16 protein-coding genes are annotated in these 18,229 nt (G+C 70.0%); 8 read left to right on the forward strand and 8 right to left on the reverse strand.

What is annotated here, in order from left to right; all coding sequences use genetic code 11:
- Positions 1-30 precede the first annotated feature (30 nt).
- From ACWEPG_RS00165 to ACWEPG_RS00180, 4 genes are all read left to right on the forward strand, one after another.
- Positions 31-786: a class I SAM-dependent methyltransferase gene (locus tag ACWEPG_RS00165; protein WP_450112060.1), complete on the forward strand. Its 756-nt coding sequence runs from the start codon at positions 31-33 to the stop codon at positions 784-786.
- 19 nt (positions 787-805) lie between these two features.
- Positions 806-1,693, forward strand: coding sequence for an ROK family protein (locus ACWEPG_RS00170; protein ID WP_450112008.1), 888 nt, complete (start codon positions 806-808; stop codon positions 1,691-1,693).
- Between the two features lie 150 nt (positions 1,694-1,843).
- Positions 1,844-3,016 carry a phosphotransferase family protein gene (locus tag ACWEPG_RS00175; protein ID WP_452593584.1) on the forward strand — a complete coding sequence of 391 codons (1,173 nt, stop codon included), beginning with the start codon at positions 1,844-1,846 and terminating at the stop codon, positions 3,014-3,016.
- A gap of 92 nt (positions 3,017-3,108) precedes the next feature.
- A complete protein-coding gene (locus ACWEPG_RS00180) occupies positions 3,109-4,557 on the forward strand; it encodes an aldehyde dehydrogenase (RefSeq protein ID WP_450112006.1) in 1,449 nt (482 codons plus the stop codon).
- A gap of 64 nt (positions 4,558-4,621) precedes the next feature.
- Here the strand turns inward: ACWEPG_RS00180 and ACWEPG_RS00185 are convergent, their stop codons facing one another.
- Entirely contained in the window at positions 4,622-5,194 is a 573-nt protein-coding gene (locus ACWEPG_RS00185) for a hypothetical protein (RefSeq protein WP_450112005.1), read from the reverse strand.
- Between the two features lie 198 nt (positions 5,195-5,392).
- Between ACWEPG_RS00185 and ACWEPG_RS00190 the strand changes: the two genes are divergently transcribed.
- Positions 5,393-6,355, forward strand: a complete 963-nt coding sequence (locus tag ACWEPG_RS00190; RefSeq protein WP_452593585.1) for a cation diffusion facilitator family transporter — start codon at positions 5,393-5,395, stop codon at positions 6,353-6,355.
- Between the two features lie 79 nt (positions 6,356-6,434).
- Here ACWEPG_RS00190 and epsC read toward each other — a convergent pair whose 3' ends face one another.
- The 7 genes from epsC to ACWEPG_RS00225 form a co-directional block, all read right to left on the reverse strand.
- Positions 6,435-7,019 carry a serine O-acetyltransferase EpsC gene (gene epsC / locus ACWEPG_RS00195; RefSeq protein WP_450112003.1) on the reverse strand — a complete coding sequence of 195 codons (585 nt, stop codon included), beginning with the start codon at positions 7,017-7,019 and terminating at the stop codon, positions 6,435-6,437.
- Between the two features lie 5 nt (positions 7,020-7,024).
- Positions 7,025-7,960, reverse strand: coding sequence for a cysteine synthase A (gene cysK / locus ACWEPG_RS00200; protein ID WP_450112002.1), 936 nt, complete (start codon positions 7,958-7,960; stop codon positions 7,025-7,027).
- A gap of 162 nt (positions 7,961-8,122) precedes the next feature.
- Positions 8,123-9,949, reverse strand: coding sequence for a phosphoenolpyruvate carboxykinase (GTP) (locus tag ACWEPG_RS00205; RefSeq protein ID WP_450112001.1), 1,827 nt, complete (start codon positions 9,947-9,949; stop codon positions 8,123-8,125).
- 317 nt (positions 9,950-10,266) lie between these two features.
- A complete protein-coding gene (locus ACWEPG_RS00210) occupies positions 10,267-10,986 on the reverse strand; it encodes a hypothetical protein (protein ID WP_450112000.1) in 720 nt (239 codons plus the stop codon).
- Between the two features lie 184 nt (positions 10,987-11,170).
- Positions 11,171-11,473 carry a DUF6802 family protein gene (locus ACWEPG_RS00215; protein ID WP_452593586.1) on the reverse strand — a complete coding sequence of 101 codons (303 nt, stop codon included), beginning with the start codon at positions 11,471-11,473 and terminating at the stop codon, positions 11,171-11,173.
- A 45-nt stretch (positions 11,474-11,518) separates the two neighbouring features.
- Positions 11,519-12,901 (reverse strand): hypothetical protein, encoded by a 1,383-nt coding sequence (locus tag ACWEPG_RS00220; RefSeq protein ID WP_452593587.1) that lies wholly within the window; start codon positions 12,899-12,901, stop codon positions 11,519-11,521.
- The gene (locus tag ACWEPG_RS00225; RefSeq protein ID WP_452593588.1) at positions 12,894-13,640 is read right to left on the reverse strand and encodes a hypothetical protein; all 747 of its coding nucleotides are present in this window, start codon (positions 13,638-13,640) and stop codon (positions 12,894-12,896) included. Before ACWEPG_RS00225 ends, ACWEPG_RS00220 begins: the two co-directional genes overlap by 8 nt.
- Positions 13,641-13,851: 211 nt before the next feature.
- Between ACWEPG_RS00225 and trmB the strand changes: the two genes are divergently transcribed.
- The 3 genes from trmB to ACWEPG_RS00240 are packed head-to-tail and all read left to right on the forward strand — an operon-like array spanning position 13,852 to position 18,205.
- The gene (gene trmB, locus ACWEPG_RS00230; protein WP_450112059.1) at positions 13,852-14,631 is read left to right on the forward strand and encodes a tRNA (guanosine(46)-N7)-methyltransferase TrmB; all 780 of its coding nucleotides are present in this window, start codon (positions 13,852-13,854) and stop codon (positions 14,629-14,631) included.
- Positions 14,628-15,326 carry an NYN domain-containing protein gene (locus ACWEPG_RS00235; protein WP_450111996.1) on the forward strand — a complete coding sequence of 233 codons (699 nt, stop codon included), beginning with the start codon at positions 14,628-14,630 and terminating at the stop codon, positions 15,324-15,326. Before trmB ends, ACWEPG_RS00235 begins: the two co-directional genes overlap by 4 nt.
- The gene (locus ACWEPG_RS00240; RefSeq protein WP_450111995.1) at positions 15,326-18,205 is read left to right on the forward strand and encodes an MMPL family transporter; all 2,880 of its coding nucleotides are present in this window, start codon (positions 15,326-15,328) and stop codon (positions 18,203-18,205) included. The genes ACWEPG_RS00235 and ACWEPG_RS00240 overlap by 1 nt, the downstream gene beginning before the upstream one ends.
- The last annotated feature ends 24 nt before the right edge of the window (positions 18,206-18,229 follow it).

Genomic DNA, 18,229 nt, shown 5'->3' on the forward strand with positions numbered 1-18,229 from the left:
ATAGGCTGGCGCCTCGTGACCGCGCTCCCCGTGACCCGCATCTTCGCCCGTCGGGCCACCCTCCGCCGGTCGGTGCACCTGCTGTCGACCTTCAAGTACGAGCAGACCGACCCCGACGTCTTCTACGGCGCCCTGGCCACCGATTCGCTGGAACTGATCGCCGACCTCCACGCGGGAGCGACCGGCCGGACGCTGGACGGGTTGACGGTCCTCGACGTCGGTGGCGGTCCCGGCTACTTCGCCGACGCATTCCGCGGCGCGGGCGCGACCTACGTTCCGGTGGAGCCGGATCCGACGGAGATGCACGCGGCCGGGCTGCCCGCGCACGGCGGCATCCGCGGGTCGGGGATGGCACTGCCGGTCCGGGACGCGTCCGTCGACATCTGCTTCTCGTCGAACGTCGCCGAGCACGTGCCGGAACCGTGGACGATGGCGGACGAGATGCTGCGGGTCACCCGACCCGGTGGGCTGATGGTGCTGTCGTACACGCTGTGGTGGGGCCCGTTCGGTGGGCACGAGACCGGGCCGTGGCACGCGTTCGGCGGCGAGTACGCGGCCCGCCGTTACGCCCGCAAGCACGGCAGGGAGCCGAAGAACCGGTTCGGGGTGTCGCTGTTCGACGTCGGGGCGGCCGACGGGTTGCGCTGGGCGCGTTCGACTCCGGACGGCGAACTGCTCGCCGCGTTCCCCCGCTACCACCCCCGCTGGGCGTGGTGGCTGGTCAAGGTGCCGTGGGTGCGCGAGATCCTGGTGTCGAACCTCGTCGTCGTCCTGCGCAGGCGCTGACGCACTCTATGGTCGCAGGATGACCGCGCTCGCCCTGGACATCGGTGGCACCAAGTTCGCGGCTGCGCGGGTGCAGCCGGACGGAACGCTGGTCGCCGAGCGCCGCGTCGCGACACCGGGGTCCGACGTGTGGGCGGTCGCCGAGAAGCTGCTGACCGAGGTCGCGGGCGGGCACCGCGTGCGACGGATCGGGATCGGCTCGGCCGGCCCGGTCGACGTCGCGGCCGGCACGGTCGGGCCGCTGAACATCCCCGAGTGGCGCGGCGGCTTCGGACTCGTCGACGCCGTCCGCGGACTGTTCCCCGAAGCGGAGGTCACCCTCGCCATCGACGGCGCCTGCTGCACCCTCGCCGAATACCGGTTCGGCGCGGGGCGCGGGACCGGGAACCAGATCGGGATGATCGTCTCGACCGGGGTCGGCGGCGGGGTCCTGATCGGCGGCCGGATCGCGGGCGGGCGGACCGGCAACGCCGGCCACATCGGGCACGCCGTGGTGCCGGGCGCCGAGGACGTCGCGTGTGCCTGCGGCGGATTCGGCTGCCTCGAGGCGGTCGCCTCGGGACCGTCGGCGGTGCGCTGGGCGAACGCCCGCGGCTGGTCGGGGTCGACGGGGCTGGAGCTGTCGCGGGCGGCGGACGCGGGTGACGGGGTGGCGCTCGCGGCACTGCACCGGGCGGGAACCGCGGTCGGGACGGCGATCGCATCGGCGGCGGCCCTGCTGGACCTGGACCTCGCGGTGGTCGGCGGCGGGTTCGGTCAGGCCGGCGCCCCGCTGTGGGAGCCGATGCGGGCGGCCGCGCGGCGACATGCGCGGTTGTCGTTCAGCCGCGGGCTGCGGATCGTCCCGGCGGCGCTCGGCGGACGCGCGACGCTGATCGGCGCGGGCGCGTTGACGCTGGTCGACTGACCTTTCGCAATTTCGTTACAGGTCCAACCGAAATGGGGGCTGAATTCACGTCCGGAACTCTGTAACGTGTTCTAGTGTGCTTCTCACCACACTCTGCCTCGACGGCCGGGCGCACCGCCCTGCCCGCGGGGACGACGGAACGAGGGCACCGTGAGCGCAGCAGAAACCGCGTTTGGCGAAGGTGAGAACTTCTCGGAGGTCGCGCGTCCGAGCGATTCGAGACGCGATCCCGAGCAACTTCGCACCGCACTCCAGTCCTGGCTGACCGGCCGCCTACCCGACGGCGCCGATCCGCGCGTGTGCGAGGTGCACCTCCCCGACGCCAACGGCATGTCGAGCGAGACCATCCTGTTCGACGCCGAGTGGACCGAGGACGGCACGCGCCGCACCCACGATCTGGTCGCCCGCATCGAGCCGGGCGCCACCTCGATGCCGGTGTTCCCGAGCTACGACATGGGCACCCAGTTCGACGTGATGAAGGCGGTCGGTGAACTGTCCGCGGTGCCGGTGCCGGCCACCTACTGGTCCGAACCCGACCCCGCCGCGCTCGGTGCGCCGTTCTTCGTGATGCAGCGCATCCAGGGCGAGGTGCCGCCGGACGTGATGCCCTACAACTTCGGGTCGTGGCTGTCCGAGGCCACCCCCGAGCAGCGACGGGCGCTGCAGGACGCGTCCGTCGAGGTGCTCGCGCAACTGCACGCGATTCCCGACCCGGTTCGGCACTTCGGGTTCCTGCGCCTGCACGACGCGGGATCGAGTGCGGAGGAGTCGTTCCGGGCGCACCTGGCCCGCCAGCGCGGCTACTACGAGTGGGCGACCGCGGACGGACCCCGGTCGCCACTGATCGAACGGGCCCTGGGCTGGCTCGAGGCGAACGTGCCCGCCGACCCGTCGCCCGCCGTCCTGTGCTGGGGCGACTCGCGGATCGGCAACATCATGTATCGCGACTTCGCGCCGGTCGCGGTCCTCGACTGGGAGATGGCCGCGCTCGGCCCCCGCGAAATGGACGTCGCGTGGATGGTGTTCCTGCACAGGTTCTTCGAGGATCTCGCCACCCTGGCCGGGCTGCCGGGCCTGCCGGACTTCATGCGCCGCGAGGACGTCACCGCCCGGTACGCGACCCTGACCGGACACACTCCCGAGAACCTCGACTACTACAGCGTCTACGCGGCGCTGCGGCACGCGACGATCATGTTCCGCGTGCAGAGCCGGGCGATCGCGTTCGGCCAGTCCGCCCGACCCGACGACCCGGACGACATGATCCTGCACCGCAAGACGCTCGAAGACATGCTCGACGGCACCTACTGGGCCAGGGTGTCGTGACACCCGCCGCCGGCGAGGAGGCCCGCACCGCTCCCTAGACGCCGCACCACCGACCAGCGTTCCACGAAATCCGCACCAGCAAGGAAGAACTCATGACCGACTACGACAAGCTCTACATCGGCGGCCAGTGGGTGGCGCCGTCCACCGACGAACGCCTCGAGGTGTTCTCCCCCGCCACCGAGGAGCGGGTCGGCAGCGTGCCGGTCGCCGCCCCGGCCGACATCGACGCCGCGATCGCCGCCGCGCGCACCACCCTGGAGTCCGGCGCCTGGCCGCAGACGTCGCCCGCGCAGCGTGCCGAGATCCTCACCAAGGCAGCCAAACTCATCGAGGAGCGCTCCGACGAGCTGTGCTCGCTGATCTCGGCCGAGATGGGTGCGCCGCGGGCCGGGGTCGAACTGATGCAGAAGACCCCGTCGCTGGCCGCGCTGAACGCGTACGCGGGATTCGCGGAGTCGTTCCCGTGGGAGGAGGAGCGCACCGGCGTCTTCGGCACCACCAAGGTCTTCCGTGAGCCGGTCGGCGTCGTCGCCGCGGTCATCGCGTGGAACGTGCCGCTGTTCCTGCTGATCAACAAGCTCGCTCCGGCCGTCCTCGCCGGCTGCACCATGGTGCTCAAGCCCGCACCCGAGACCCCGATGAGCGCGAACCTCGTCGCGGAGATCTTCGCGGAGGCCGGCCTGCCCGAGGGCGTGCTGTCCATCGTTCCCGGCGGCGCGGAGACGGGCGAATACCTGATCTCGCACCCCGACGTCGACAAGGTCACCTTCACCGGCAGCACCGCCGTCGGCCGCAAGATCGGCGCGATCGCCGCGCAGAACCTCAAGCGCTGTTCGCTGGAGCTCGGCGGCAAGTCCGCCGCGATCCTGCTGGAGGACATGGACGTCCCCGCGACCATTCCGATGCTCGTGCTGTCGGGCCTGATGAACTCCGGCCAGGCGTGCGTCGGCCAGACCCGCATCCTGGCGCCGCGCTCGCGCTACGACGAGATCGTCGACGCGATGGTGAACTTCGCCCCGTTCCTGCCGATGGGCATGCCGGACGACCCGGCCGCCCAGCTCGGCCCGATCATCACCGCCAAGCAGCGCGACAAGATCCTCGGCTACATCGAGAAGGGCAAGGCCGAGGGTGCGCGCCTCGTTCTCGGTGGCGGTGTCCCGGCCGGCCTGGAGAAGGGCTACTTCGTCGAGCCGACCATCTTCGCCGACGTCGACAACTCGATGACCATCGCGCGCGAGGAGATCTTCGGCCCCGTCCTGTCGGTGATCCCCTACGACAGCCTCGACGAGGCCATCAAGATCGCCAACGACTCCGACTACGGCCTCGCCGGCTCGGTGTACACCACCGATGTCGAGAAGGGCCTGGAGGTCGCCAAGCAGATCCGTACCGGCACCTACGGAATCAACTGGTACGCCTTCGATCCCGGCGCCCCGTTCGGCGGCTACAAGAACTCCGGCATCGGCCGCGAGAACGGCCCCGAGGGCCTCGACGCCTACTGCGAGCTCAAGTCCGTCCTGATGCCCGCCGGCTACGGCATGTAGTCACGACCTCCACACGCGAACGCGCGCCGCACCGAAAGGTACGGCGCGCGTTCGCGTCTCTGGATCAGCTGCCGCTGCTGCCGCTGCTGCCCTGCGACACGCCGGCCAGGGTGAGGAGGACCGGGATCGCCTCCGGGTTCTCGAGCACCGTGCTCCCGAAGTCGAGAACACCACTGACACTGCCGATGCCGGACGGGACGATCACCGGCTTCATCGCCGTCGCGGCGTCCTTGGTGATCCCGGCGCACGCGCCGACCACGGCGTACACGCCGTCGGGCAGGTTCGAGACCGTCACCGTCACGGACCGATCCAGGATCGTGGTGACCGCCGGCGAGCCCTTGATGACCCCCGAGTTGAGGATCCCGAGGAAGTTGGCCGGGTTGGTGATGTCCGCCAGCATGGCTGAGATCTCGATCGCCCGGCCCGCGTCGACCAGGCCGGCCGCGCACCCGTCGAGCACGCCGGTGTTGGGGTCGGTGAGAGTGAAGGTGACGTCCCCGCCGCTGACCGACGCACTGAGCTCGGGCGCGGTCGCGGTCGCGGCCGACGCCGTCGCAGGCATCGCCAGGGCAAGCGCGGCGGTGGCGGCGGTGATCGCGGCGCCGCCGGCGATCCTCTTCATGGTGGTACTCGGCATCATGGCCCCTTCTCGGTGGTACACACGGAAAGCCGCGGCCACACCGTGTGGCCGCGGCAGCGGTAGAACGTCAGCAGGGTATGCATCCCGTGCCGGAAATAGGCGGAATACGCGGTTGATCGTTAGCAATTCAAGATCAAACTCGTTGCGCGGTGTCGGTCGGACCCGCCGAGTGCATCCGGTCGTATCGTTCGTTCCATGACCGAACGCGACACCGCGGCGGACGCGGACCAGGAGAGCACCCTGACCGTACTGCTCGCCTTCGGGGCGAATCTGGCCATCGCCGTGGCGAAGTCGGTCGCCGCCGCGGTGACCGGATCGGCGTCGATGGTCGCCGAGGCCACCCACTCCTGGGCCGACACCGGCAACGAGGTGCTGCTGCTGATCGCGAACCGGCGGTCCCGGCATGCCGCCGACCGGGCGCACCCGCTCGGCTACGGTCGCGAGGCGTACATCTGGTCGATGTTCGCCGCGCTCGGTCTCTTCGCGCTCGGCTCGGGCGTCTCGATCACGCACGGCGTCCAGGAACTGTTCCACGCGGAGCCGGCCACCGACTTCGGCATCGCCTACGCGGTGCTGGGCATCTCGTTCGTGCTGGAGGCGATCTCGTTCCGGCAGGCGTTCCGGCAGGTGCGTGCCGAGGCGGCGACCGCGGACCGAGACCTGTTCGAGCACGCCCTCAAGACGTCCGATCCCACGGTGCGCGCGGTGTTCGCGGAGGACGCGGCCGCGCTGATCGGACTGGTGATCGCGTTCGGCGGCGTGCTGTTGCACCAGCTGACCGGCTCCCCGGTGCCCGACGCCATCGGTTCGATTCTCGTCGGCATTCTCCTCGGCGTGATCGCGGTGATCCTGATCGACCGCAACCGGCGCTTCCTGGTCGGCGAGGAGGCGTCCCCGCAGCTCCGTGAGGCCGGCCTGCGGGCACTGCTCGACCTGCCCGAGGTGGACCGGGTGACGATGCTGCGAATGGAGTACCTCGGACCGCGGCAGGTGTATCTCGTGGCGGCCGTCGACCTGGTCGGCGACGACGTCGAGCACACCGTCGCGGAGCTTCTCGACCGCTGCGAGAAGGCACTCGAGCGGCATCAGCACATCCGCAAGGCGGTGCTGTCGCTGTCCACCCCCGACGAGCCGGCACTCACGCCCGACAACGCCTGAGAGCCCCCGATCCCGAAATGGCCCACCCGTTCGGTCGGACCGAACGGGTGGGCCATTCAGGAAGTCGCCGGGACGGGGATCAGATGTACATCGCGGGATCGATGTACATGTTCGGGTCGACCAGCTGCTCGTGCTGGCGTCCGCTGCGGTGCCGGACCGTCGCGGGAATCCCCGTCGCGATCGAGTCGGCCGGGACATCGCGGGTGACAACGGCATTCGCCCCGATCGCGCTGTCGTCCCCGATCACCACCGGGCCGAGCACCTTCGCGCCCGCGCCGATCGTGACCCGGTTGCCGATCGTCGGATGCCGCTTGGTCTTCGCCAGCGAACGACCGCCCAGGGTGACGCCGTGGTAGAGCATCACGTCGTCACCGATCTCGGTGGTCTCCCCGATCACCACACCCATGCCGTGGTCGATGAAGAACCGCCGGCCGATCGTCGCACCGGGATGGATCTCGATGCCGGTCAGGAACCGGGTGAACTGCGCCAGCACCCGCGACGGACCGCGAAGCGCGGGCACGGCCCACATGCGGTGCGCGACCCGGTGCGACCAGATGGCGTGCAGCCCCGAGTAGACGAGCGCGTTCTCGGCGTTGCTGCGCGCGGCCGGGTCCTGTCCGCGCGCGGCGTTCAGGTCCTCCCGAACCGTGCGCAGCACTCCCATACCGCTCAGTCCCGGATGTGCTCGAAGAGCGGCGTCGAGATGTAGCGCTCACCGAAGTCCGGGATGACCACGACGATCAGCTTGCCTGCGTTCTCCGGACGCTTGGCCAGCTCCAGCGCACCCCAGACGTTGGCGCCTGCGGAGATGCCGCCGAGGATGCCCTCGTCGGTGCCGAGGCTGCGGGCGGTGGTGATGGCGTCGTCGAACTTGACGTCGATGATCTCGTCGTAGACCTCGCGGTCGAGGATGTCGGGCACGAAGTTCGGGCCAAGGCCCTGGATCTTGTGCGGGCCGGGCTGGCCGCCGGTCAGGATCGGCGAGTCGGCAGGCTCGACACCGACGATCTGCACTCCGGGCTTGCGCTCGCGCAGCACCTGGCCGACACCGGTCAGGGTGCCGCCGGTACCGATGCCCGCGACGAAGATGTCGACCGCACCGTCGGTGTCGGCCCAGACCTCCTCGGCGGTGGTGGCCCGGTGGATCGCCGGGTTGGCCGGATTCGCGAACTGGCGGGCGAGGATCGCGTTGTCGGTCTGCCCGACGATCTCCTCGGCCTTCTTCACGGCGCCGGCCATGCCCTCGGCGCCCGGGGTGAGCACGATCTCGGCACCGTACGCGCGCAGCATCACGCGACGCTCGGTGGACATGGTCTCCGGCATCGTCAGGATCACCTTGTAGCCGCGGGCCGCCGCGACCATCGCCAGCGCGATACCGGTGTTGCCGGAGGTGCCCTCGACGATGGTGCCGCCGGGCTTGAGCTCGCCCGACTTCTCGGCGGCGTCGATGATCGCGACACCGATCCGGTCCTTGACGCTGTTGGCAGGGTTGTAGAACTCCAGCTTCGCGACGACCTGCGCCTGCGTGCCGTCCGTCAGTCGGTTCAGGCGGACGAGCGGCGTGCGCCCGACCAGCTCGGTGACGTTGTTGTAGATCTGGCTCATCGCTGATCCTCTCCCCGTGCGTATACGCCGGGCGTCGCTGTTCGTTGCATGTATTCCACCACTGCCACTCGAACCGACCCACACCGGCTCCCGAAACAACCGAAGGGAGCCCCCGATCGGTCGGACCGATCGAAGACTCCCTTCAACGTGAAGCGGCGTGACTCAGCCGAGGCGCTGCTTGAGTGCCTCGAACTCGTCGCGGACACCGGACGGCACCTTCTCACCGAGGAACTCGAACCACTCCTCGATCAGCGGCAGCTCCGCCTTCCACTCGTCGACGCTCACCGCGAGGGCCTCGTCGACGTCGGCGGCGACGACATCGAGACCGTCCAGCTCGAGATCCGCCGCGGTCGGCACGAAGCCGATCGGGGTGGTCTGCGCGCCGGCCTTGTGCTCGATGCGGTCCACGATCCACTTGAGGACGCGGGAGTTCTCACCGAACCCGGGCCACAGGAACCGGCCGTCCTCACCGCGACGGAACCAGTTCACGTAGAAGATCTTCGGCAGCTTGTCGGCGTCGGCGTTCTTGCCGAGGGTGATCCAGTGGTTGATGTAGTCACCGGCGTTGTAGCCGATGAACGGGATCATCGCCATCGGGTCACGGCGGACCGAACCGACCTTGCCCTCGGCCGCGGCGGTCTGCTCGGACGACAGGGTCGCGCCGAGGAAGGTGCCGTGCTGCCAGTCGAAGGACTCGCTGACCAGCGGGACCGTCGTCTTGCGGCGGCCACCGAACAGGATCGCCGAGATCGGCACACCCTGCGGGTCGTCCCACTCGGGGGCCAGGATCGGGCACTGCGACATCGGGGTGCAGTAGCGCGAGTTCGGGTGGGCGGCCTTCTCGCCGGACTCGGGGGTCCAGTCGTTGCCCTTCCAGTCGATCAGGTGCTGCGGGTCGCCCTCGAGGCCCTCCCACCAGACGTCGCCGTCGTCGGTCAGCGCCACGTTGGTGTACAGCGTGTTGCCGGCCTCGACCGTCTTCATCGCGTTCGGGTTCGAGCCGTGGTTGGTGCCCGGCGCGACGCCGAAGAAGCCGAACTCCGGGTTCACCGCGTACAGGCGGCCGTCCTCACCGAACCGCATCCACGCGATGTCGTCGCCGAGGGTCTCGGCACGCCAGCCGGGGATGGTCGGCTGGATCATCGCGAGGTTCGTCTTGCCACACGCGGACGGGAACGCGGCCGCGATGTAGTAGTTCTTGTTCTCCGGCGAGATCAGCTTGAGGATGAGCATGTGCTCGGCCAGCCAGCCCTCGTCGTGGGCCATCGCCGACGCGATGCGCAGGGAGTAGCACTTCTTGCCGAGCAGGGCGTTGCCGCCGTAGCCGGACCCGTAGGACCAGATCTCCCGGTCCTCGGGGAAGTGGGTGATGTACTTGGTGTCGTTGCACGGCCACGGCACGTCGGCCTGACCCTCGGCCAGCGGCGCACCCACCGAGTGCAGCGCCTTCACGAACGGCTTGTCGGTGCCGAGCTTGTCCAGGGCGGCCTGACCCATGCGGGTCATGATGCGCATCGAGACGACGACGTACTCGGAGTCGGTGATCTCGACTCCCAGCTTCGGGTCCTCGGCGCCGAGCGGGCCCATGCAGAACGGCACCACGTACATGGTGCGGCCGCGCATGCTGCCGCGGTACAGGTCGGTCATCAGGCCGCGCATCTCGGCCGGATCCATCCAGTTGTTGGTGGGGCCGGCGTCGATCTCTTCGCGCGAGCAGATGTAGGTGCGGGACTCGACGCGCGCCACGTCGGACGGGTCGGAGTTGCCGAGGAACGAGTTCGGCTTCTTCTCGTCGTTGAGACGGGTGAAGGTGCCGGCCTCGACCAGCTTGGTGGTCAGCCGGTCCCACTCCTCGTCCGAACCGTCGGCGAAGACGACGCTGTCGGGCTGCGTCAGCTCCGCCACCTCACGAACCCAGGCGAGAAGTTCGCCGTGCGAGGTGGGCGCGGGGTCGGTGCCATTCAGACCGGGAATGGTCGCTGAGGTCATCAAACTCTCCCTGGGGTGTTCCGGAATCGATTCACCGCGCCCCGCCCTCCGGCGGTGCTCGATGTAGCGCGATTGACCCCTCTCGGCGGGGCACTACCCGCTGTTCCGTCTCCGTGTGCGAGTGGTTTCACACGGTCGACGACGACGCGGGCGCCGGGTGTCCTGGTAAGAGGTTAGCGCTGCAGGTCCGCGTGGTGGGAATCGGGTCACGTCCGATCGGTCACAGGACCGATTCAGTGATCTGGCACGGCCGTCACACGACTCCGGCGGTGACGACCGAAGTCGTCACCGCCGGAGTCGGTTGTGGTGCTCTCGGATCAGCTGAGGCTGCCCTCGATCACCTTCAGAATGGTGTCGCCGAGGACGTCGCTGATCGAACCGGTCGAGGACAGCTGTCCCTCGGCCGAACCGGTTCCGGTCTCGTCCGCGACGCTGAGCACGGTCTCACCGGCGTTGGGCAGGCGGACCTTGAAGCACGCCGTCAGGTCCGGCAGCTCGTTGCTGACGCCGACGGTGCCCGCGACGCCGACGCCACCGCTGGTGATCGCCGTGCCGGGGGTCGAGTCCTTCGGAACCACGTAGGTCGTCTCGAGAGTGACCGGGTTACCGGAGTTGACGAACCACCCGGTGCTGGTGAACTTGTAGCCGGCTCCGTTCGGGGTCGCGGTCACCTCCTCGGGCTGCTGACCGCCGATTGCGTTGAAGGCGGTGATGACCGACTTGACGGGCGCACCGAATCCGGTGGGCGGGAACTCGGTGATGGTGTTGACGTACGGGTTGCCGATGCTGGTGGTACCGATCACCGTCTTGTAGGTGACCTGGGTGCCACCCGCGGCCTCCGTGACGTTGACCGAGCGGTCGTAGGTGTGGGTGATCCACACGGTGCTGGCGTTGTTCTTCTCGGCGTGGCTGGACTGGTTGCAGTCGGCGGCGCTGGCGACACCGGTTCCGAGGCCGAGGCCGACGACCGCGCCTGCGGCGACGAGGGCACCGGAGGCGGCGACAGCAGTGATCCGGCGCATCGAGGATCGGGACATGTAGATCTCCGTTTCGATCAGGTACAGGCCCCGCGCATCCCACCGCGGTCGGCCCGGTGAAGGTGTGACATGTGCGTGATCGTCGTTACGCACCCGACCTTTATACGGACATCCGTCCAGTTTGCTGAGCGTTTTCGGAAATTCCGATATGCATCCGCTCGTATACGACGCCGCGCGGCCGCGCTCACAGCTGTCCGAGGTCGGTGCGGTCCCAGCGCACCGTGCCGTCGGCGTCCCGCCGTGGCTCCCACGCCGCGTACCCGCCGTCCCCCTCGACCCTGGTCAGGTGGTCCGCGCGGCCGTCGCCGTCGAGGTCGGACACGACCGTCACCCCGTCCGCATCCGCGAACGCCCGGGTGTCGAGGATCCCGTCGCCGTCGAGGTCGACGGTCGGATCGACCAGGACGATGTCCCCGTCCGCCGGACCCGACTCCACCGACACGGAGTGTTCTCCGAGCAACCCCATCATCAGCATCTCGTCCTGCATCGCCGCCACCCTCCCTCGATCACACCGGCCCGTCCCCGAGACCGGTCACTGCCGACTTGGACGCACCACTCCGTCCCCCGGTTCCGCCAGCGCCCGGTCGATCACCGCGAGGTCCCGCTCCACAGCAGCCACCCGGCCCGAGGTGCGGGCCAGGTTCTCCCTCAGCGCCCGGTCCAGGTCGGCGAGCGCCGGCTCGGTCGCCGCGACCCGCTGCCGGTGGGCGCGGCCGATCGCCTCGCCGATCTCGGCCTCGGTGTCGACGAGGCGGGTCAGCACCCGCTGTTCGAGCCCGGAACGCACCTGCGCCATCGCCTCCGCGATCCACTGCCGCAGGTGTGCACGATCGGCAGCCACGCGGCGCATCCGCGTCAGCCACCAGGCGGCGAGTGCGCCGAGGAGCAGGGTCACCGGGACGGCGATCAGGTCGAACACCGCACTGCCCGCCATCGGGGACATGACCAGCCTGCCCAGGCCCGCCCCCGCGGATGCCCCGACGACGATCACCATCCGCTCCTCGACGCCCCGGTGCCGCGGCTGCGGATCCACCACGGCCGGCGGCGGCCGGTTCGGACCGGCCACCGGGTGCGTCTCTCCCAGCACCAGGGTTCCCAGCCCGGTCAGCGCGACGCTCGTCGCCGCGTCCAGTTCGACGGTCAACGCCGCGACCTCGTCGCGCAACCGTTGCGGGACCTCGCGGAGTGAGTCCTCGTCGGACCGGTCGAGTCCGGCGCGCAGCGTGGTCGCGGCCGCGCGCACCCGGTCGCCGACCAGATGTGTGAGGTCGACGCGGGCCAGCGCGGTCAGCCGGCGCAGCGCGGCGAGGCCCTCGGCGCGGACGTCGTCACGGTCCGCGATCAGGGCAGTGCGCCGTTCCCGCAGCCGCGGCGTGTCGTCGTCACGCCGCAGGTCGGCGGCGGCCTCGGCCACGATCGCGCGGGTCCGTTCGAGGACGGCGCGGCGCGGGTGCCCGGGATCGGCGCCGCACAGGGCCTCGTCGACCGCGGCCCGTAGTTCCGGCAGCCCGCGGCCGGTCACGGCGGACACCGGCAGGATCGGGTGCCGCGCGACCGCGGGCATGTGTTCGGAAAGCAGCGCGGCGTCGCGGCCGAGCACCGACGGCCAGTCCCGGTGCGCGTCGACCCGAGTCAGCGCGCACACCACCGTCGTCCCGCTCGCCGCGACCGATTCGAGCAGCGAAAGTTCCTCCCGTCCGAGCGGGGCCGCGGCGTCGAACACCGTCACCGTCACGGTCGCCACGGGATCCGGGCCGTCGACGACCCGGAGGTCGGGCAGCAATTCGCCGAGCCGCGTGGACAGGGTGCTGCGACCGGTTCCGGGCAGGCCGGCGACAGCGACAACCGGCGCGGACGACTCGTGGACGCCGGGATGCCACCGGCGCAGGACCCGGTCGATCTCCCCGTCAGGCACGACGCACCAACCGGCGAACGGCCGCGCGGTGCCCGGCAAGGGCGGCACGGGCCGAGTCCCCGTCGGACGCGGTGTTCAGCCGGACCCGCCAGCGCGACGCCTCGTCGCCGGCGTCCCCGTCCTCGGCGGACACACCGGTTGCGGAGGCCGCGAGCCACACGGCGTCGTCGGAGGCGAGGAGGTCCTCGACCGCGTCGCGCAGGCCCGCCACCCCGGCCAGCGACCGCAGGAGCGTCAGCAGGGCCGCCGCCCGATCGGCCCGGACCGCGGCGACCCGCACCGCGAGCACGTCGCGGACCTCGCCGAGGCCGCGGACGGCACCGACCGCCGTCACCGGCAGGCACGGCGCGCCGAGCGCGACCGCCGCCCGGGACGCGGCCCCGGCCGGGTCGGTCAGCGTGTCCGCCTTCGTGAGCACCACCACCAGTCGCCCACCGGCGGCATCCGCGGCGGCCCGGTCGGCACCTCGCGGCGGGTCGAGCACGGTCAGGACCACGACGTCCCCGGTGAGGACAGGATCGGCCGCCCCCGGGCGGTCCCACGCCTCGGACTCGACCACCTCCGCACCGGGTACCGGCCCCAGCGCGGCGACGAGGGCGGACCGGCCGACGCCGGCACGGCCGGTCACCTCGATCCGCATCGGCGCACACACGGTTCCGACGAGCCTGTCGAGGTCCGCTGCGGCGCCCGTGTCGAGTGCCGACCGCACCCGGTGCAGGATCGTTTTCGTCGACGCCATCGCGTCACCCCCAGTGCTGAAACACCCGTGCGCGCCTCCCCGACGCGCGTGGCGATAATCGCAGCCGGCGAACGAAAACGACAGTCGATTCGCGGAGCGAACTGGCAAACATCCGGCGAACGTGCAGGTCGTGGACCATTAGCGCGCGCAAGGCAGCGAAAGCCGTGATGACACGCCGGGGCCAAAGTCTCAACCAGCCCTTAAGACCCAGCTGCCAGAATCCGGGGTCATGCGTGACAATGGTGCGGTGAATGACGCCGAACCCCGGGTGGAGGGTGCTCCCGAACGGGGCTCCCGCCTGTATCCCCGGGTGACCAGTTTCCGCTCCCGCCGCGGCGCCCTGACCGATTCCCAGCAGCAATCCTGGGACCGGATGTGGCCGACCATCGGTGCCGACGTATCGGACACCCCGCTCGACATCGACGGGTGGTTCGGCCGGAAGGCACCGACCATCATCGAGATCGGATGTGGAACCGGCACGGCGACCACCGCGATGGCCAAGGCCGAGCCGCACACGAACCTGCTTGCGGTGGAGGTGTACCGCCCTGGGCTCGCGCAGCTGCTCCAGTCCATCGAGCGCGACGACATCACCAACATCCGCATCTTGCGCGGCGACGCGATGGACGTGCTGGAGAACATGTTGACGCCGGAGTCGCTGGTCGGTGCGCGCGTGTTCTTCCCGGACCCGTGGCCGAAGGCTCGCCACCACAAGCGCCGGCTGCTGCAGCCTGCGACGTTCGCCCTGATCGCGGACCGGCTCGCGCCCGGTGGCGTGCTGCACGTGGCGACGGACCACGCCGAGTACGCAGAATGGATCTCCGAGGCGGGCGACGGCGAGCCTCGATTGACCCGGCTCGACTGGGACGAGTTGGCGAGCGGCGCGATCGACTCGCCGATGACCCACGAGCGCCCGGTCACCAAGTTCGAGGACAAGGCGCATCGCGTCGGCCGTCCGATCACGGAAATGATCTGGGGAAAGGTCAGCGGATGAGCGTCAGCGAACGACTACCGGACACGGCCGGGGCCGCCGGCGACGACAGCCGAGAGCCCCGGCAGCCACGCCGGGTACTGCTGGTGTGGGACGCGCCGAACCTCGACATGGGGCTCGGCGCAATTCTGGGTGGCCGGCCCACCGCGGCGTACCGGCCCCGCTTCGACGCGCTCGGCCGCTGGCTGCTCGGCCGCACGGCCGAGCTGTCGGGGACGAGTTCCGTCCGGCTGGAGCCGGAGGCGACGGTGTTCACGAACATCGCGCCGGGCAGCGCCGACGTCGTCCGCCCCTGGGTGGAGGCACTTCGTAATGTCGGTTTCGCCGTGTTCGCGAAGCCGAAGATCGACGAGGACAGCGACGTCGACTCCGACATGCTGGACCACATCGCGCTGCGGGCCCGTGAAGGCGGTCTCGGCGGTGTGATGGTCGCGTCCGCCGACGGCCAGGCGTTCCGCGAGCCGCTCGAGGACATCGCGGCGACCGGGGTCCCGGTGCAGGTGCTCGGGTTCCGGGAGCACGCGAGCTGGGCGGTTTCCTCGGAGATCCTCGAGTTCGTCGACCTCGAGGACATTCCCGGGGTGTTCCGTGAGCCGCTGCCGCGCGTGAGCCTGGAATCGCTGCCCGACGAGGGCGCCTGGCTGCAGCCGTTCCGTCCACTGTCCGCTCTGCTCCTCGGACGTCAAGGAGTGCAATAGTGTTCGCCAGCTGGGGTCGCCTCGTCTATCGCCTCCGATTCACTGTGATCGGGGTGATGGTCGCGCTGATGCTCGGCCTCGGCGCGTACGGCCTCGGACTGGAGAAGAACCTCAGCCAGAGCGGGTGGGACGATCCCGGCTCCGAGTCGGTGGCGGCCGCGAAGCTCGCCGACGGCACCTTCGGCCGCGACACCACGGCGGACGTGGTGCTGCTCTACACGGCACCCGAGGGCAAGACTGTCGACGATCCGACGTTCGCCGCGAAGATCACGAAGAACCTCGAGGACGTCGTCGCGAACAACCCCGACCAGATCCTCAAGGTCAACGGTAGCTATTGGACGACGAAGGTCGCGGCGCTGGCCGATGCGACCAAACAGCACGCGATCGCCAGTGTCGCGATCGCCGGCGACAACGACACCGAGGTCGCGGCCAACTTCCGCGAGATCCGCGACCAGTTCTACATCGACGGCATCGACGTGCGGTTGTCCGGCCTGCAGCCGGTCACCGGAACGCTCAACGACACGATGGCCAACGACGTACACCGGATGGAACTCCTCGCGATTCCCGCGGTCGGTGTGCTGCTGTTCTTCATCTTCGGCGGCATCGTCGCCGCCGCACTGCCGCTGATCGTCGGTGGCCTGACGATCATCGCCGCCAACGGCGTCGTGAAGCTGTTCACCCAGTTCACCGAGGTGAACTCGTTCGTGTCGCCGGTGGTTTCGCTGATCGGCCTCGGCCTGGCGATCGACTACGGCCTGTTCATGGTCAGCCGGTTCCGGGAGGAGATCGCCGAGGGCTACAGCACCGGCGACGCGGTGCGCCGGACCGTGATGACCGCGGGCAGGACCGTCGTGTTCTCGGCGACGATGATCATCGCCAGCTTCAGCGGGCTGCTGATCTTCCCGCAGGGCTTCCTGAAATCCGTCGCGTACGGCGCGATCGCCGCGGTCGCATTGGCGGCCCTGATCTCGGTGACGGTGCTGCCCGCCATCCTCGGCATCCTCGGGCGCCGGGTCGACGCGCTGGGCCTGAAGTTCATGCGCAAGACCAAGACCACCGAGGAGATCGAGAACAGCTACTGGGGCCGGATCACCCAGTGGGTCATGAAGCACCCACTCAAGGTCGCGATCCCGATCGTGATCGGCCTGCTGTTGCTGACCATCCCGATCTCGGGCATCAAGTTCGGCGGCATCAACGAGACCTACCTGCCTCCGGACAACGCGACCCGGCTCGCCCAGGAACAGTTCGACGAACTGTTCCCGAACAACCGCACCGAGCCGATCAAACTGGTCGTCGAGGGCGCGCAGGGCGCGCAGCTGACCCAGATCGTCAAGGAGGCCAGCGAGGCCCCCGGCCTGGTCGAGAAGTTCACGATCAACAACCCCACCAAGGACGACGTGACCGTCTTCAAGGCCGGGCTCGTCGACCGCAACGACGCGGAGTCGACAATCGACTACCTGCGGTCGATGGACGTCCCGGACGGGGTGACCGTCCTGGTCGGCGGCACACCCGCGATCGAGCACGACTCGATCGGGGCACTGCTCGGCAGCCTGCCGCTGATGGTGGTGATGGTGGTGTTCCTGACCACGCTGCTGATGTTCCTGGCGTTCGGATCGCTGGTGCTGCCGATCAAGGCGGTGCTGATGACCGCACTGGGCCTCGGCGCCACCCTCGGCATCCTCACCTGGATCTTCATCGACGGTCACGGCGCCGGCCCGTTGAACTTCACCCCGGGACCGATCATGTCGCCGGTGCTGGTGCTGATCATGGCGATCATCTACGGCCTGTCCACCGACTACGAGGTGTTCCTGCTGTCCCGGATGGTCGAGGCCCGCGCACAGGGCGCCAGCACCACCGAGGCGGTCCGGGTCGGCACCGCGCACACCGGTCGCATCATCACCGCGGCCGCGTTGATCCTGATCGTGGTCACCGGCGCGTTCGCGTTCTCCGAACTGGTGATGATGAAGTACATCGCCTACGGCATGATCGCCGCGCTGATCATCGACGCCACCCTGATCCGGATGGGCCTGGTGCCCGCGGTGATGAAGCTGCTCGGCGACGACTGCTGGTGGGCTCCGGCGTGGATGAAGCGCATTCAGGAACGCCTGGGTCTGGGCGAGCCGATCCTCGACGACGAGCGGATGCCCGACAACGTCCCCGAGATCGAAGCGGTCGGTGTCCCGGTGCCGCGACCTGAAGCCACGCGACGTCGGACGACGCCGTTGACCCGCGACGCGATCGAACGGGTGCTGCCACCACGCACCGCCGCCGCGTCCCGGATCGCGGCGACGGCCGAGCCGCTGGTCGGCGAGCCGATGACGGAGCCGATCCCGCAGGTGACGCCGAAGCCCGCCACTGCTCCTCGCCCGGCCCCCGCGCCGGCCCCCGCGCCCGCGCCGGCGCCCGCGCCGAGAAGCGGTATTCGTGGGCCTCGGCCGGAGCCGACCGAGCCCCCGCGCCCGGCGCCGCCGGCACCCGAGCCGCCCGCCACCGCGGACCGGCCGATCGAGAGTTGGTTGTCCAGCCTGCGGGTTCCGACCGGCGCACCCGTGAACGGTGCGCCCGGCGCCGCGCCGACGAACGGTGGGACGCCGCCGCCCTCGCCGGTGCCCCCGGCACCGCGACCGGCACCGGTCCCCGCTCCCCCGCCCGCACCCCAGCAGCAGGCCGGCCCTGCGCCGCGCCCGGCAGCTCCGGCGCCGCGTCCGACTGCTCCGGCACCGCGTCCGGTTCCGGCACCCACTCCCCCGCCGACCGCACCGGTCACCGCACACCAGGGCGACGCGGAAGCCGATCCGAACGCCGGTCGGCATCGGCACACCGAGGGCGCACCGACCGTCAGCGTCCGGGAACTGCTGGCCCGCCAGCGCCGGGACTGACCGCGGGTCGTCGCGGGATCGCGT

Source organism: Rhodococcus sp. NPDC004095 (assembly GCF_053604015.1).

Bases quoted from the DNA above. Each gene is read 5' to 3' on its own strand.
- ACWEPG_RS00170 (WP_450112008.1), top strand. From the start codon at position 806: ATGACCGCGCTCGCCCTGGACATCGGTGGCACCAAGTTCGCGGCTGCG.
- ACWEPG_RS00180 (WP_450112006.1), top strand. From the start codon at position 3,109: ATGACCGACTACGACAAGCTCTACATCGGCGGCCAGTGGGTGGCGCCG.
- ACWEPG_RS00185 (WP_450112005.1), bottom strand. From the start codon at position 5,194: ATGCCGAGTACCACCATGAAGAGGATCGCCGGCGGCGCCGCGATCACC.
- ACWEPG_RS00190 (WP_452593585.1), top strand. From the start codon at position 5,393: ATGACCGAACGCGACACCGCGGCGGACGCGGACCAGGAGAGCACCCTG.
- epsC (WP_450112003.1), bottom strand. From the start codon at position 7,019: ATGGGAGTGCTGCGCACGGTTCGGGAGGACCTGAACGCCGCGCGCGGA.
- cysK (WP_450112002.1), bottom strand. From the start codon at position 7,960: ATGAGCCAGATCTACAACAACGTCACCGAGCTGGTCGGGCGCACGCCG.
- ACWEPG_RS00205 (WP_450112001.1), bottom strand. From the start codon at position 9,949: ATGACCTCAGCGACCATTCCCGGTCTGAATGGCACCGACCCCGCGCCC.
- ACWEPG_RS00210 (WP_450112000.1), bottom strand. From the start codon at position 10,986: ATGTCCCGATCCTCGATGCGCCGGATCACTGCTGTCGCCGCCTCCGGT.
- ACWEPG_RS00215 (WP_452593586.1), bottom strand. From the start codon at position 11,473: ATGCAGGACGAGATGCTGATGATGGGGTTGCTCGGAGAACACTCCGTG.
- ACWEPG_RS00225 (WP_452593588.1), bottom strand. From the start codon at position 13,640: ATGGCGTCGACGAAAACGATCCTGCACCGGGTGCGGTCGGCACTCGAC.
- ACWEPG_RS00235 (WP_450111996.1), top strand. From the start codon at position 14,628: ATGAGCGTCAGCGAACGACTACCGGACACGGCCGGGGCCGCCGGCGAC.